Origin of the sequence: Janibacter cremeus (genome assembly GCF_029395675.1) — a bacterium.
Classification (GTDB): domain Bacteria; phylum Actinomycetota; class Actinomycetes; order Actinomycetales; family Dermatophilaceae; genus Janibacter; species Janibacter cremeus_A.
The window spans coordinates 643605-659022 of sequence record NZ_CP115184.1 but is presented as its reverse complement, the minus strand read 5'-3'; the positions used below and the strand labels follow the sequence as shown (position 1 = coordinate 659022).

The window sequence follows — 15418 nt, the reverse complement described above, 5'->3', positions numbered from 1 at the left end:
TGGAGTGCCCGTGCGGCCCCGTTGCCGCCGGGAGCACTTCCAGAGAAGCAGCAGGTGGTACAGCAGTCAAGCATTGTGACGCGGGAGGCGGGTGGTGGCGGTCTAGGGTGCCCGGTATGAGCTCACGGCCCGCACGGCAGCGACGACGCCGGCCCCCCGGCCACGGAATGCTCCTCGGTGTGGCCGCCCTGCTCATGGTCGGTGCCTTCCTGCCGTGGCTCTACACCCCTCTGGGTGAGGTCAGCGGATTCCGCGGCCCGGGGCAGTGGACCTTCTACGTCGGCCTTCTCGCCCTCGCCGGTGGCATCGTCCGGCGACCGCGGCTGGCGGCCGCGCAGGGAGCGATCGCCGGCGTCGTCGCCGTCGCCCTGCCCGTGTGGCAGGTGGTGCACGTGCTGACGCTCGTGGGCACGCAGGGCTGGTACCCGGGGCCGGGTCTGGTCTTCAGCCTCGGTGGCGGCGTGCTCGCCCTCAACGCCGCCCGTCTCCTGTGGCTCGGGCAGGCCGACTGACCGACGGGTCGAACGGTCCCGAACCACGGCCGAGGTGACGGTTGGGACACGCCGGCCGTGACCCCCTTCGTGATCCCTCAACTACCAAACGGTAGCCGGTATCGTGGAGAGGATCCCCTACTCCCCGTAGAGGAATGCCCTACTCGCCGTATCGGAGTCAACGATGAACTCGGTCCTGCTCGCAGTCATCGGCGTGGCGATGATCCTCGCCGGATACTTCCTCTACTCGAAGTACCTCGCCACCCGCGTCTACCGGCTGGAGCCGAACTTCACGACTCCCTCGCACGAGCTGACCGACGGGGTCGACTTCGTCCCGACGAACAAGTACGTGCTGTGGGGCCACCACTTCACCTCCGTCGCCGGCGCCGCTCCCATCGTGGGCCCGGCGGTCGCGGTGATCTGGGGCTGGCTGCCGGCCTTCCTCTGGGTGACGGTCGGCACCATCTTCATGGCCGGCATGCACGACATGGGTGCGCTGTGGGCGTCGGTGCGCAACAAGGGCAAGTCCATGGGTGCGCTGTCCGAGCGGTACATCGGCGCACGCGGGGCGAACCTCTTCCTCGTCGTGATCTTCCTGCTGCTGCTCATGGTCAACGCCGCCTTCGCGGTGGTCATCGCCAGCCTGCTCATCAGCACCCCGACGGCCGTCATCCCGGTGTGGGGCGCGATCCTCGTCGCCCTGCTCATCGGTCAGGCCATCTACCGCTTCAGCTGGAACCTCGCGGCCGTCTCCGTCGTCGGCGTCGTCGCGCTCTACACGCTGATCCTCATCGGCGACCAGTTCCCCATCTCCCTCCCCGAGACGGTCATGGGCGTGCCGGACAACGGGGTGTGGATCATCATCCTCTTCGTCTACGCGGGCATCGCCTCGATCCTGCCGGTGTGGCTGCTGCTCCAGCCGCGTGACTACATCAACGGCCTGCAGCTCTTCATCGGTCTCGGCCTGCTCTACGGCGCCGTGCTCTTCGCCGGCCGCGACATGGTGGCCCCGGCCTTCAACGACAACGTCCCCGATGGCACCCCGAGCCTCGTGCCGCTGCTCTTCGTGACCATCGCCTGCGGTGCCATCTCCGGGTTCCACGGCATGGTCTCCTCCGGCACCAGCTCCAAGCAGCTGGACAAGGAGACCGACGCCCGGTTCGTCGGGTACTTCGGCGCCGTCGGCGAGGGCCTGCTGGCCCTGGGTGCGATCATCGCCACGACCGCCGGCTTCCGCACCCTCGCGGACTGGGAGGCCGTCTACTCGGCCTTCAACGAGGGCGGCGTCACGGCCTTCGTCGACGGCGGCGCATCGATCATGAACGCCGGCATCGGCCTGCCGACCACGCTCAGCGCGACCGTGCTGGCGACGATGGCCGTGCTCTTCGCCGCGACCACCATGGACACCGGCGTGCGCCTGCAGCGCTTCGTCGTCCAGGAGGCCGGTGACGCCATGCGGATGAGCATCGGCAAGGGCGCCGCCACGATCATCGCCGTCGGCGTCGCCCTCGCGCTGACCTTCGGCGCGGGTCTCGACGGCTCGGGCGGTCTGCTCATCTGGCCGCTCTTCGGCACGACCAACCAGCTGCTCGCCGGCCTGACGCTGGGCATCATCAGCGTGATGCTGCTGCGCAAGAAGCGCGGCGTCCTGCCCGTCGTGGTGCCGATGGTCTTCCTGCTGACGATGACGATCTACGCCCTCTTCGTCCAGCTGGGTACCTTCTACCGCGACAGCAACTGGCTGCTGCTCGGGCTGGACCTGATCATCCTCGTCGCTGCCGTCTGGGTCATCGTCGAGTCGGTCGGCGCGATGAACCGTGCCCGCAAGGGCGAAGGCGCCGACGACGAGGAGTTCGAGCGCGCGGGCGTCGCGCGGGACCGGTCATGACCTGGCTCGAGCGCTTCTCGGCCGGCCTGAAGGAGTTCTACTACGCGCCCTACCGGCAGGCATTCGCCCGGGCGAAGCAGGAGGAGGACGACCTCTTCATGATGCTCGTGCTCTCCGAGGCGCTCGGCGTGCCCAACCCGGCGAGCTACTACACCGCCGAGCTGCTGCCGGTGATGTACGACCGGGTGCACGAGTGGCACACCCGGATGGGTCTGGACCGCTCGCCGCTGGATCAGTTCTCGTGCTGCTGCTAGACGTCGTCGAGGGCCGCCGGGTCCTCTTCGTCGGCGGCAAGGGCGGGGTCGGCAAGACCAGCGTCGCCTCCGCCCTCGCCCTCGCTGCCGCGCGAAGGGGGCGGCGCACCCTCGTCGTCTCCACGGACCCGGCGCACAACCTCGGTCATCTGTGGGACCGCCCGGTCGGTGACGAGATCGTCCACCTCGCCGAGGGGTTGGACGGGGTGGAGATCGACCCGGCCCGCACCACCGACGAGCACCTGGCGGCGGTCGGGGCGACGATGCGCCGGCTGATGCCCGAGCACCTGCACGGGGAGGTCACCAAGCACCTCGACCTCGCCCGTGACTCCCCCGGCACGCACGAGGCGGCCGTCCTCGAGCGCGTCGCCGAGACGATCGAGGAGGCCGAGGGCCGCTACGACCTCGTCGTCTTCGACACCGCACCCTCGGGGCACACCAGTCGGCTGATGTCCCTGCCGGAGACGATGTCCGCGTGGACCGAGGGGCTGCTGCGGCGGCAGGACCGCTCGGAGAAGTTCGGCGCCGCGTTGCGCGGACTCGGGGGCCACGACCCCGACGACCCGGGCGTCTCGGTCCTCGGCGACCGGGAGGGCTCGACGCGCGGGCCGGACCGGCGCGGGCGGCGCGACCAGGAGATCCGTCGGATCCTCACGCGCCGGCAGACGCGCTTCACGCGGCTGCGCGAGCTGCTGCAGGACGAGCAGCGCACCGCCTTCCTCATCGTGCTCACCGCCGAGCGGCTGCCCGTGCTGGAGACGATCGAGCTGTACGCGCAGCTGGAGCGCACCGGGGTCGACGTCGCCGGGCTCGTGGTCAACAAGCGCTCCCCCGCCGACGTCGGCGGGTTCCTGGAGTCCCGGCGGGCCCAGGAGGAGGAGCACCTCGAGGTGCTCTACCAGCGGCTGCCCGGCGTGCCAGTGGTCCAGCTGCCGCTGCTCGGGGCGGACATCGTCGGCGCGGATGCGGTGGCCGACTTCGCGGAGGTCCTCGGGACCCCGGCGGGCTGACCCAGGGCGGTGTCGTCGACGGACTGACGCGGCGCGTGGTCGTGGGCGGGCCGCGCGGATGCGGGGTCCGAGGCGCGCCTGTGGCACGGTGACGCGATGACCACCTCACTCCTCTGGGACCCCGCTGCTGCAGGCGGCGGTGATGGCGACCGTCGGCTACCTCGTCCTCGTGCTGCTGCTGCGCGGGACCGGCCCGCGCACGATGTCGAAGATGGCCCCGCTGGACTTCGTCATCGCGGTGACCCTCGGCTCGGCCTTCGGCCGCCTGATCACCGCGGAGAAGGGGACGGTCAGCCAGCTGGTCGCGGTCCTCGTCCTGCTCGTCGTGCTCCAGTGGGTCCTCGCCTGGCTGCGCTCGCACTCGACGGGCGTGCGGCGGCTGCTCGACCACCCGCCGGTCGTGCTCTACGAGGACGGCGTGATGCGTGACCGCGCGCTCCGCCGCCACCGCCTCATCGAGGACGACGTCCACGAGGCGGCGCGCGGCGCGGGCAAGGGGTCGCTCGAGGAGGTGCACACCGTGCTGCTCCTGCGCGAGGGCAGCCTGGGCGTCATCGGTCGCGAGGACATCGGGGACGGGTCGAGCGTGACCCCCTTCGTCGCCCAGGAGTGACGACGGTCAGGCGACCGTCACCGCCTGCTCGGCCGACTCCCTTCGCCCCTCCTCCGGCGCGGCCACGCGGCGGGAGAAGATGAGCGCGACGGCACTGACGACGTAGGCGCCGACGATGTACCAGGCGAGGTTCGTCGTGCTGGCGTCGGCGCCGACGAGTCGCTGCGCGACGAGCGGCGAGAGGCCGGCGCCCAGAAGGGAGCCCAGCTGGTAGGTGAGCGAGACACCCGAGTAGCGGGCCGCGGGCTCGAAGAGCTCGGACAGGTACGCGCCGACGGGGCCGTACATCGTGGCCTGGATCAGCGGGTTGCCGACGAGGAAGGCGATCGTGATCAGCGTGGGGTCCCCGCTGCCGAAGAGCATGAACATCGGCCAGATCGCGACGGCGGAGAAGGCGGCACCGGCGAGCATCACCGGCTTGCGGCCGAGGCGGTCGCTGAGCCAGGCGAAGAGGGGGATCGTGAAGACGTGCACGAAGTTGCTCAGGGTGAGCATGTACAGCGCGTTCTCCTGGGAGACAGCGCCGCTCGCGACGACGTAGGGGACCATGAAGACCGCGAGCAGGCCCTGCATGAACAGCGGTGCCATGACCGCGAGGCTGCCGAGCACGACCGTGCGGCGGTAGCTGGTGAAGAGCACCGCGACCGGCAGACCGGTGTGGATCTCGCCGCGCTTGCGGGCCGCCTCGAACTCCGGCGACTCCGAGACGCGCAGCCGCAGGTAGAGCCCGACGGCGACGACGACCGCGGAGAGCAGGAAGGGCACGCGCCAGCCCCACTCGAAGAAGGCGTCCCCGGTGAGCCCGGTGGTCATGCCCAGGACGAGGGTGGCCATGACGGCACCGAAGGGGGCACCGGCCATCGCCAGGCTCGCACCGATGCCCTTGGAGCGGTTGGTGGAGTGCTCGCCGGCCATGAGCATCGCGCCGGCCCACTCGCCGCCGACCGCGAGCCCCTGGACGAGCCGCAGGACCGCCAGCAGGATCGGGGCGGCGATGCCGATGCTCGCGGCCGTCGGCATCATGCCGATGACCATCGAGACGATGCCCATGACGAGCAGGGTGACCACGAGCATGTTCTTGCGGCCGAGCTTGTCGCCGAAGTGGCCGAAGAGCAGGCCACCGATCGGCCGGGAGACGTACCCGGTGAAGAGCGTCAGGTAGCTCAGGATGACCCCGGTGCCGTGGTCGACCTCGGAGAAGAACAGGTCGGGGAAGACGAGACCGGCAGCGGCCGCGTACAGCAGGAAGTCGTAGTACTCCACGGCCGAGCCGAGGAAGCTGGACGACTGCGCGCGGCGTCGCTCGGCGGGGGTCGTCATGGCGGTGGCCGGCGGCGTCGCGGCGCCGCCGGGCGTGGCGAGATCATCGTTGATCATGGGTCCTCCAGGTAATTGGTCTGGGACCATTGGTGGGTATCGCGCGCCCTGCCCAACATCGTCCGTGCCACCAAGTGGCACGGCGCGTACGCTGGCTTCGAACGTCGGTCGAGGCGCGAGCGCTGGGTTGAGGTGCGAGGAACGAGCCTCGAAACCGCCGCCCCGCGGCCGAGCCTCGAGACCACGAAGGGAGCACCGTGCCGAAGAAGGTCAACGCCGTGGACCGCGCGGTCCGGCTGCTCGCGATGGTCGACCAGTTCGGGTCCGAGGGCCTGGGGGTCAGCGAGCTGGCGCGCCGCACGGACATCCCGAAGTCGACCACCTTCCGCCTGCTGCACACCCTCGAGGAGAGCGGGGCGGTCGAGCGGCGTGGGGACAGCTTCCGCACCGGCCCCCTCTTCGGCTCCCACCTGGCCCTGCCCGCCGACCCGGTGGCCGCGCGCGTGCAGACGGTACTGACCCCCTTCCTCTCCGTGCTGTACGAGGCGACCCGGCAGACCTGCCAGCTGGCGGTGCTGCGCGAGGACGAGATCGTCTTCCTCAACAAGCTCCACGGCCGGCACCGGGCCCACTCCCCCTCCCGCATCGGCGGTCGTGCCCCGGCGCACTGCACCTCGCTGGGCAAGGTGCTGCTGGCCTTCGACCGGGAGGCGGCCGAGCGGGTGTGCGACTCGGAGCTGATCGCCTTCACCGAGCAGACGATCACCGACGGTGATGCGCTGCGGGTCGAGCTGTCGCGGGTGGCCCGATCGCGGATCGGCGTTGACGACAACGAGTACGTCGAAGGGGTCAGCAGCGTCGCCTCGGTCGTCATGGACGCCGATGGTCGCCCCTGCGCATCGCTCGCCCTGACCGGTCCACCCGATGTCGCCCGGGCCGGTCACGAGCAGCTCCTGCTCGACGTCTGCGCCCGTGCCACCCGGGCGATGGCCCGGTCCGCCTGAGGCGACCCGCCAGCCCTTCGCAACTGCTTAGGCTCCTGCGAGAACCGGGGCCACCTCCCTCGCAACTGCTTAGAGGTTGCGCCAGTAGGTGGCTGGCCGGCGGGCGCGTGTCGGTGACATAGGGCAGGCACAAGCACCGGTACAGGAAGAGGTGTCTAACGCCGTCTTCCGTTCCGAGGTGCTTGTGCCTGCCCTGCCATCTTCTGTCATCGAACCCCTGTGGGACCAGTTCGCCGCGCTGATCCCCGACCACGTCGACACCCACCCGCTGGGATGTCACAACCCTCGTATCGATGACCGGGTCGTCTTCGACAAGCTCGTGCAGAGCCTCGTGCTGGGTGCTGCCTATGAACGGATCGCGGACTCGGCCTGTTCGGCCACGACGATCCGCCGACGTCGCGATGCGTGGATCCGCGCCGGGCTCTTTCAGCGGCTGGAGCAGATCTGTTTGGAAGCCTACGACCGGATCGTGGGCCTGGACCTGGCAGACATCACCGTCGACGGGTGCATCGTCAAGGCTCCCTGCGGTGGCCACGCCGCGGGAAGATCCCCGGTAGACCGCGGCAAACAAGGCACCAAGCGGTCGGTAATGACCGATGGGGCCGGGATCCCGATCGGCTGCATGGTCGCCCCGGCCAACCGCAACGACTCACCCTTCCTGCGGCCCACGCTGGAACAACTGGGCAGGTTCGAGATCCGCTTCGGGGTCGGGCTGCCCGAGCAGATCACGGTGCACCTGGACGCCGGCTACGACAGCGCCATCACCCGAGAGCTGCTGGAGGAACTGGGCTGCACGCCCGTGATCAGCGCCAAGGGCTTCCCCCTGCAGGCCGGCGCCCGCTGGGTCGTTGAGCGCACCAACTCCTGGCACAACCGCGGCTTCAAAAAGCTGGCCATCTGCACCGAACGCCGCACCCACGTCATCACCGCATTCATCGCCCTGGCCAACGCCGCGATCATCGTCCGCCGGCTCCTGCGCAAGGCATGGACCAGCCACCGCTGGGACAAACGACCGAACAAGCGACCATGACCTACTGGCGGGACCTCTTAGGCTCCTGCGAGAACCGGGGCCACCTCCCTCGCAACTGCTTAGGCTCCTGCGAATCGCGCGCCGGTGCCGTGCCACCGGGTGGCACACGTGATGGGGCCGCGGCTGCCGCGCCGTCATGGTCGAGCCATGCACAGTGAAGTGATGATCGTGGGAGCCGGCCCCGTCGGCCTGGCACTGGCCAACCTCCTGGGCCGCTACGGCCGGGACGTGACGTTGCTCGAGTCGCGCAGCCGGCTCATCGACTACCCCCGGGGCGTGGGCCTGGACGACGAGTCGATGCGCTCGATCCAGACCATGGGCCTGGTCGAGCAGGTCGAGCCGTACACGATCCCCCACCACGTGATGCGCCTGGTCAACGGCAGGGGCGAGACGATGGTGACCAACGCCCCGCAGGGCGAGCCCTTCGGCTGGCCGCGCAAGTTCGGCTTCATCCAGCCGCTCGTCGACCAGCAGCTGCACGAGGGGCTCGAGCGCTTCGGGAACGTCCGGGTCCTCTTCGACCACACGGTCACCCGCAGCGTCGACCGCGGCGAGCACGTCGAGGTCACCGCGACCGTCACCGAGGCGGACGGGTCGACCCGCGAGCAGGTCTTCACCGCGGACTACCTCGTCGGCTGCGAAGGGGGGTCCTCCCCCACGCGCAAGCGGATGGACGTCGACTTCGTGGGCGAGTCCCCGTCGACCCGGTGGGTCGTCATCGACGTCAACAACGACCCGCTCGGCGCGCCCAACGTCTACCTCGGCGCCGACCCGGCGCGCCCCTACGTCTCGATCGGCCTGCCGCACGGCATCCGCCGCTGGGAGTTCATGCTCTTCGACGACGAGCCCAGCGAGCGGGTGGAGGACGACGCGTTCGTCGCCGGTCTGCTCGCCGACCACGTGCCGGACTCCTCGGCCCTCGACGTGATCCGTCGCCGCGTCTTCACCCACCACGGCCGCATCGCCAGCTCCTTCCGCCAGGGACGCATCCTCATCGCCGGCGATGCCGCGCACCTGATGCCGGTGTGGATGGGCCAGGGGTGGAACTCCGGCATGCGCGACGCGACGAACCTCGCCTGGAAGCTCGCGAGCGTCCTCGCCGGCCAGGCCGACGAGTCGCTCCTGGACACCTACGATGTCGAGCGCCGCGACCACGCCAAGGCGATGATCGACCTGTCGATGACCTTCGGCTCGGTCATCAAGCCCACCAACCGCGCCGTCTGCGCCGTGCGCGACACGGTCAGCCGGGCGATGAACCTCAGCCCCCGCGTGAAGAGCTACTTCGCCGACATGCGGTTCAAGCCGATGCCGTTCTACGCCAAGGGCGTCATCGTCTCCCCGGACTCGCTGCTCCCCGGCGAGCAGGAGCGCCGCCGCACCTCGCGCTTCATGTCCGTGCGCAACGCCGTCGACAAGCAGACGCCCGTCGGCAAGCAGTTCATCCAGCCGCGGGTCAACACCCACGAGCACACCGGCGTGCGTCTCGACGACGTCATCGGTCCGTGGTGGACCGTCGCGGCCTGGGGGAACGACCCCGCGCGTCTCTTCACGCAGGAGGAGCGTCACCAGCTCGAGCACATGGGGGCACGCTTCGTCTCCTTCATGTCCGAGAGCCAGCGTCCGTGGGCCGAGCGGGAGTACGCCGGCTCCGGCACCCTCGTCGTCGGTGACACCGACGGCTCGCTCAAGGGTTGGTTCGACCGCTCCGCAATGGGCGTGGTCTTCCTGCGGCCGGACCGGTTCGTCGCCGCGGCCTGCCTGGCGCAGGAGTCGGGACGGGCGCTGTCCGCGCTGCGGGTCGCGATGGGGGCGACGTCGGTGGGGTCCCTTCGAGGCTCAGCCGCGCACGGCTTCGCACCTCAGGGACCGGTGGGGGTGTCGGCATGAGCCTGTCGCTGGTGGCGATGTCGCACACTCCCCTGCTCGGCCGGATCGAGGTCACCGACGAGGTGCGAAGGGAGGTCGACAGCGCCTTCTCCGCCGTGCGGAACTTCGTGCGCGAGGTCGACCCGGATCTGGTCATCACCATCGGGCCGGACCACTACAACGGCTTCTTCTACGACACGATGCCGCCCTTCTGCCTGGGCCTGGGCGCCTACGGCCTCGGTGACTACGACACCGCGACCGGCCCCCTTCGCGTCCCGGCCGATGTGGCCGAGGACCTCGCCCGGGCGGTGCAGGCGCGCGACGTCGACCTGACGATCTCCCGCGCGATGGGCGTCGACCACGGCGCGGTCCAGCCGCTGGAGGTGATCTTCGGCGGGGTCGACACCGTGCCGACCATCCCCCTCTTCGTCAACGGGGTGGCCGCCCCCTTCGTCCCGATGCGACGCATCCGGCTGCTCGGCGAGGCGATCGGGGCCTGGGCCGCCGAGCGCCCCGAGCGGATCCTGGTCATCGCCTCCGGCGGGCTCAGCCACGACCCGCCGGTGCCGCAGTGGGCCACCGCCACCCCACAGGTGCGCGAGAAGCTCATCGACGGACGCAACCCCACACCCGAGGCGCAGGCCGCCCGGCAGCAACGCGTCATCGACACAGCCAAGGACTTCGCCGCCGGCACGGCCACGATCACCGACCTCAACCCGGACTGGGACCGCGAGTTCCTGCGGCTCTGTCGCGCGGGCGAGGTGGCGGCCTTCGACCGCTACGACGTCGAGGAGATGACCCGGGTCGCCGGCAACTCCTCGCACGAGGTGCGCTCCTGGGTGGCCGCCTTCTCCGCGATGTCCGCCGTCGGTGACTACACCGTCGAGCACGAGTACTACCGCCCGATCCGCGAGTACATCGCCGGCTTCGGGGTCATGACCGCACGCACGAAGGAGACCAACCGATGACCGCTACCACCACCCCCACCAGCGAGCTGACCTACGAGTCGACCAGCCGGATGGTCGCCACCCGCCGGTGGAACATCCACATCAACGAGGCCGGCGGCGGCCAGCCGCTGATCCTGCTGCACGGCTCGGGGCCCGGCGCGACCGGGTGGAGCAACTTCTCGGCCGTCATCCCCCGCCTGGCGCAGCACTACCGGGTCATCGCCGTCGACATGCCCGGCTGGGGCGAGTCCGACCCGGTCACCTGGCAGGAGCGCGACCACTCCACCGCTCTGCTGGACCTGCTCGACGCGCTGGACATCGAGCAGGCCACCATCATCGGCAACTCCATGGGTGGCGGGACCACGCTGCGCTTCGGCTACGAGCACCCCGAGCGCGTGCACCGCCTGATCACCATGGGCTCCTCCTCCGGCGCCCCCACCCTCATGGGCGCGGCCGGCCTGACCGAGGGGTTGAAGGTGCTGCAGAAGGGCTACCGCCAGCCCTCCTTCGAGACCCTGAAGGAACTGGTCGACGTGATGACCTTCGACTCGAAGTTCGCCACCGACGAGCTGATCCAGCAGCGCACCGACATGGTCCTCGCCCACCCCGAGCACGCGCGCAACTTCATCGACGGCACCGGCAAGAAGCCCGTCGTCGAGCTCGACCACGCCCGCCTGCGCGACATCACCGCGCCCGTGCTGCTCTTCCACGGCCGCGACGACCGCGTCGTGCACTTCGAGCACTCCCTGCGGCTGACCTCCATGCTGCCCAACTCCCGCATGTACCTCATCAACGGCTGCGGCCACTGGCTCCAGATCGAGCACGCCGAGGAGTTCGCCGAGCAGGTGCTGCACTTCCTGCGCGACTGACCTCCACGCCGATACGACTTCGCTCCTGAACACACGATGGTTCAGGAGCGAAGTCGTGTCCCGACCCCACGAGTCGCACTGCGCAGGCGGGCTCTGCGCATTTCATGCACACAGATGCTTGTTCTGCGCAACTACGGGTGCCATACTCGCTCATGTCGGGCAGTGACGCCCGCCCCTCGCGCTCAGGAGTGTCATCGTGGACATACAACTGCTACTCGCCCTCGTGCTGGGCATCGCGGCCATCATCGTGCTGGTGCTCCGCACCCGGCTGGACGCCTTCATCGCCCTGCTCATCGCCGGGCTCGTCACCGGCATCGTCGCCGGTCAGCCGCTCACCGACATCGTCGGCTCGATCACCGACGGCTTCGGATCGACCCTGGGCAGCATCGGCATCGTCATCGGTCTCGGTGTGGCCATCGGCAAGCTCCTCGAGGTCTCGGGGGCCGCGGACGCGCTCGCTCGCGCCTTCCTCAGGGGCTTTGGCAAGGACCGTGAGGAGTGGGCCATGGGCACCGTCGGCTCGCTCGTCTCGATCCCGGTCTTCTGCGACTCCGGCTACGTGATCATGAACCCGCTGGCCCGCTCCATCGCGCGCGTCAAGCGCGGCGGCTACGTCGCCCTCGCACTCGCCCTCGGCTGCGGCATGACCCTGACCCACCACCTGGTCCCCCCGACCCCGGGCCCGCTCGCCGCCACCGGCATCCTCGGCGCCGACCTGGGCATGGTCATCATCGTCGGCCTGGTCTTCAGCGTCATCCTCCTGCCCGTCGTCGTGGTCTACGCCCGCTGGGTCGGCCCGCTCCTCGAGGACCGCATCATCCCCGAGGTGCGGGAGGCCGTCTACGGCCACGCCGTCGCCACCGGGGGCTCCACCGCGACCCTGACCCTCGAGTCCGACGAGCGCGACTCCGCCACCGGTCGCGGCGACGACATCGCGGACGTGCAGACCTACGACCCGGCGGCCTACCTCGGTGAGCCTCCGGCCGGCAAGAAGCACCGCCCCGTGGGCGCCCTCCTCGGCTCCCTCCCCCTCCTCGTCCCGCTGCTGCTCATCGTCAGCAACACCGTCACCGCGGCGATCGACCGCAACCAGCAGGGCGTCCTCTCCGGTGAGTACGAGCCCAGCGGCTGGACGGTTCCCTTCGCCTTCCTCGGCAACCCGGTCGTCGCCCTCGTCATCGGCGCGGTCCTCGCGGTCTACGTCCTGCTCCCCCGCTGGACCCCGCGCAGCAAGGTCCAGGGCTGGTTCGCCGACGCCGCCGCCTCGGCCGGCCTCATCCTGCTGATCACCGGTGCCGGTGGCGCCTTCGGTCAGGTCCTGCGCGACTCGGGTGTCGGCGACGCCCTCGCCGAGGCCATCGCCGCGACCGCCCTGCCGGCCTTCCTCGTCCCCTTCGTCATCGCCAGCGTCGTGCGTGTCGCCCAGGGCTCGGGCACGGTCGCGATGATCACCGCCGCCTCGGTCACCGCTCCCCTCGTGAGCAACCTGGGCATCGACCCGGTGGTCGCGGTCCTGGCGTGCACCTCGGGCTCGATGGTCTTCAGCTACTTCAACGACTCCTACTTCTGGGTCGTCACCCGATTCACCGGCCTCGAGGGCACGGCAGCACTGAAGGGCTGGTCCGGCATCACCACCGCCGTGTGGGCCGGGTCCCTGCCGCTGCTGTTCATCCTCGACCTGGTCATGGGCTGACGAGGTGGCCACGGTCCTCGTCGTCGCGGACGACCTCACCGGCGCCAACGCCAGCGCGGCCGGCTTCGCGAGGACGGGTATGCGGGCCGTCACCCTGGGACGGGCCGACGAGTGGAGCGCGATCGCGCAGTTCCACCCGCAGTTCGACGCGATCGTGGTCACGACCGACTCACGGCACGCCGACCCGCACGACGTGCGTGGACCGATCCACGCCGCCGTGCGGGCCGGCTGGCCCGTCGAGCTGCTGAGCACCCGGGTCGACACCACCCTGCGGGGCAACATCGGCGTCGCCACCGAGGCCATGCTCACGGCGGTCCGGGAGCTCTCGGACCGCCGGGTCATGGCGCTGTGCCTGACGGCCCACCCCCTGGCCGGCCGGGTCACGGTCGACGGACACCAGCTGCTGCAGGGCCGTCGTCTCGAGCAGACCGAGCTGGCCAGGGACCCACGCACCCCCGTGGACACCTCGGACGTGGGCGAGCTGCTGACCCGCTTCACCGACCTGCGCGTCGGCTACCTGGGCCTGAGCGCGGTCACCAGCCCGCACGAGGAGCTCGTCGCGACGATCCGCGCGCTGCTGCGCGAGGACATCGACGTCATCGTCGCCGACGCCCTCACCGTCGAGCACCTCGACCAGGTGGCCACCGCGGCGGTCGCCGCTGATGACGAGGTCCAGTGGGTGACCGTCGACCCCGGCCCGGGCGCCCTCGCCATGGCAACCGCGCTCGGGCTCCCCGACCGGTCCGGCGCCGGGCCGCTGCTGGCCGTCTCGGGGTCGGCCACCGACCTGACCCGGGCCCAGCTGCACCGACTGATCACCGAGCGCGGCTGCCGGGTCGTGCGTCCAACGACACTGCCCGACTCGGTCGTCCCCGACGTCGAGGCCACCGTCCCGGAGGTGGTGCAGGCCCTCGAGCAGGCCGGTCCCGGTGAGATCGTCCTCGTGGCCACCGTGCTCGACGGCAGCGACCTGCGCCGGCTCTCCCCCGAGGAGGGCGACGAGCTGCCGGTCGCCCTCGGCGAGATCACCAGACGATCCCTCGCGGAGTCCCCCGTGGACGGCCTCTTCACCACCGGCGGTGACATCACCGCCGCCGTGCTGCACCACCTCGACGGCCAGGGCCTCGAGGTCGAGGACGAGGTCGTGCCCCTCGCCGTCGCCGGGGAGATCGTCTCCGGACCGCACGCCGGCCTGCCCATGGTCACCAAGGGCGGCCTCGTCGGCGACACGGAGACCACGCTCCTGTGCCTCGACCGCCTCGCCGAGATGGCCCAGGCGAGGACCCGCGCCGTCCGCGCCGCACCGTCCCTGACCCACCCCCTTCCATCCACGACATCGGCCCGACCGGGCCACGAAGGAGACACCACACCATGAGCACCGCTCCCGTCCTCGCCCTGACCATCGGCGACCCCGTCGGCATCGGCCCCGAGATCACCGCCCAGACCCTCGCCGAATTCGCCGGCGACCCCGACCACCACGGCATCGCCGTCGGTGACCGCATCGCCCTCGAGAAGGCCGTCGAGGTCCTCGGCCTCGACGTCGAGGTGCGCAGCGTCGACGGCTGGGACACCCCGCCCGCCGGTGAGGGCGTCATCGACGTCCACGACATCGGCGTGCTCGGCGACACGATGCTCGAGTGGGGCACCGTGGACGGAACCGCCGGCCGCGCGGCGATCAAAGCGATCGAGGTCGCGACGAAGGCCGCGATGGACCAGCAGGTCGCCGGCATCGTCACCGGCCCGATCAACAAGGAGGCCATCTGGGCCGCCGGCAGCGAGCACCTCGGCCACACCGAGATGCTCGGGGAGCTCACCGGCGTGACCAAGCAGGACACGATGTTCGTCGTGCGCAACGACGCCCACGGCGGCCACCACCTGCGGATCTTCTTCGCCACCCGGCACACCTCCCTTCGCAAGGCGCTCGACAAGATCACCGTCGAGACGCAGATCGACTCGATCGAACGCGCCCACCGCGCACTGCAGATCTACGGCGTCGAGAACCCGCGCCTGGCGACGGCTGCGATCAACCCGCACGCCGGGGAGAACGGCGCCTTCGGCGATGAGGAGATCGAGATCCTGCGCCCGGCCGTCGCGGCCGTCAACGACAAGGGCCTGCAGGTCACCGGCCCCATCCCGGCCGACTCCGTCTTCCACCACGGCCTCATCGGGCGCTACGACGGGGTGCTCTCGCAGTACCACGACCAGGGCCACATCGCCGCCAAGACCTACGACTTCGACGGCACCATCTCGGTGACCGTGGGCCTGCCCATCCTGCGCACCTCCGTCGACCACGGCACGGCCTTCGACATCGCCGGCAGCGGCAAGGCCGACCACGGCACCATGCGCTCGGCCTACCTCGCCGCGGTCGACTACGCTCCCTTCGTCGATGGCATCCGGGAGGAGTACCTGCCCAGGTGACCGGCCCCCACGACAGTC

The 15418-nt window shown here is 70.3% G+C and carries 14 protein-coding genes; 13 read left to right on the top strand and 1 reads right to left on the bottom strand.

The window, feature by feature from the left end; translation table 11 throughout:
• Positions 1-116 precede the first annotated feature (116 nt).
• The 5 genes from O9K63_RS02975 (at position 117) to O9K63_RS02955 (ending at position 4256) form a co-directional block, all read left to right on the top strand.
• Positions 117-512 (top strand): hypothetical protein, encoded by a 396-nt coding sequence (locus O9K63_RS02975; RefSeq protein WP_277240406.1) that lies wholly within the window; start codon positions 117-119, stop codon positions 510-512.
• A gap of 163 nt (positions 513-675) precedes the next feature.
• On the top strand, positions 676-2379 hold the full coding sequence (locus O9K63_RS02970) for a carbon starvation CstA family protein (protein WP_277240404.1): 1704 nt from the start codon (positions 676-678) through the stop codon (positions 2377-2379).
• Positions 2376-2633 carry a cory-CC-star protein gene (locus O9K63_RS02965; protein WP_277240402.1) on the top strand — a complete coding sequence of 86 codons (258 nt, stop codon included), beginning with the start codon at positions 2376-2378 and terminating at the stop codon, positions 2631-2633. The genes O9K63_RS02970 and O9K63_RS02965 overlap by 4 nt, the downstream gene beginning before the upstream one ends.
• Positions 2624-3643 carry an ArsA family ATPase gene (locus tag O9K63_RS02960; RefSeq protein WP_277242249.1) on the top strand — a complete coding sequence of 340 codons (1020 nt, stop codon included), beginning with the start codon at positions 2624-2626 and terminating at the stop codon, positions 3641-3643. Before O9K63_RS02965 ends, O9K63_RS02960 begins: the two co-directional genes overlap by 10 nt.
• A 142-nt stretch (positions 3644-3785) precedes the next feature.
• A complete protein-coding gene (locus O9K63_RS02955) occupies positions 3786-4256 on the top strand; it encodes a DUF421 domain-containing protein (protein WP_277240399.1) in 471 nt (156 codons plus the stop codon).
• A 6-nt stretch (positions 4257-4262) separates the two neighbouring features.
• Here O9K63_RS02955 and O9K63_RS02950 read toward each other — a convergent pair whose 3' ends face one another.
• Complete coding sequence (locus O9K63_RS02950) at positions 4263-5633, bottom strand: MFS transporter (RefSeq protein ID WP_277240397.1); 1371 nt, start codon at positions 5631-5633, stop codon at positions 4263-4265.
• 197 nt (positions 5634-5830) lie between these two features.
• On the opposite strand from O9K63_RS02950, the gene O9K63_RS02945 reads away from it, so the two are divergent.
• The 8 genes from O9K63_RS02945 (at position 5831) to pdxA (ending at position 15400) form a co-directional block, all read left to right on the top strand.
• On the top strand, positions 5831-6577 hold the full coding sequence (locus tag O9K63_RS02945) for an IclR family transcriptional regulator (RefSeq protein ID WP_277240396.1): 747 nt from the start codon (positions 5831-5833) through the stop codon (positions 6575-6577).
• Positions 6578-6761: 184 nt separating this feature from the next.
• Positions 6762-7607: an IS5 family transposase gene (locus tag O9K63_RS02940; protein WP_277242248.1), complete on the top strand. Its 846-nt coding sequence runs from the start codon at positions 6762-6764 to the stop codon at positions 7605-7607.
• A 111-nt stretch (positions 7608-7718) separates the two neighbouring features.
• On the top strand, positions 7719-9494 hold the full coding sequence (locus O9K63_RS02935) for a bifunctional 3-(3-hydroxy-phenyl)propionate/3-hydroxycinnamic acid hydroxylase (RefSeq protein ID WP_431190381.1): 1776 nt from the start codon (positions 7719-7721) through the stop codon (positions 9492-9494).
• A complete protein-coding gene (locus tag O9K63_RS02930) occupies positions 9491-10441 on the top strand; it encodes a 3-carboxyethylcatechol 2,3-dioxygenase (RefSeq protein WP_277240393.1) in 951 nt (316 codons plus the stop codon). The genes O9K63_RS02935 and O9K63_RS02930 overlap by 4 nt, the downstream gene beginning before the upstream one ends.
• Positions 10438-11289, top strand: coding sequence for an alpha/beta fold hydrolase (locus O9K63_RS02925; protein WP_277240391.1), 852 nt, complete (start codon positions 10438-10440; stop codon positions 11287-11289). Before O9K63_RS02930 ends, O9K63_RS02925 begins: the two co-directional genes overlap by 4 nt.
• Before the next feature lie 196 nt (positions 11290-11485).
• A complete protein-coding gene (locus O9K63_RS02920; RefSeq protein ID WP_277240389.1) occupies positions 11486-12982 on the top strand; it encodes a GntP family permease in 1497 nt (498 codons plus the stop codon).
• A gap of 4 nt (positions 12983-12986) precedes the next feature.
• A complete protein-coding gene (locus O9K63_RS02915; RefSeq protein ID WP_277240386.1) occupies positions 12987-14357 on the top strand; it encodes a four-carbon acid sugar kinase family protein in 1371 nt (456 codons plus the stop codon).
• Positions 14354-15400, top strand: a complete 1047-nt coding sequence (gene pdxA / locus O9K63_RS02910; RefSeq protein WP_277240384.1) for a 4-hydroxythreonine-4-phosphate dehydrogenase PdxA — start codon at positions 14354-14356, stop codon at positions 15398-15400. The genes O9K63_RS02915 and pdxA overlap by 4 nt, the downstream gene beginning before the upstream one ends.
• Positions 15401-15418 lie beyond the last annotated feature (18 nt).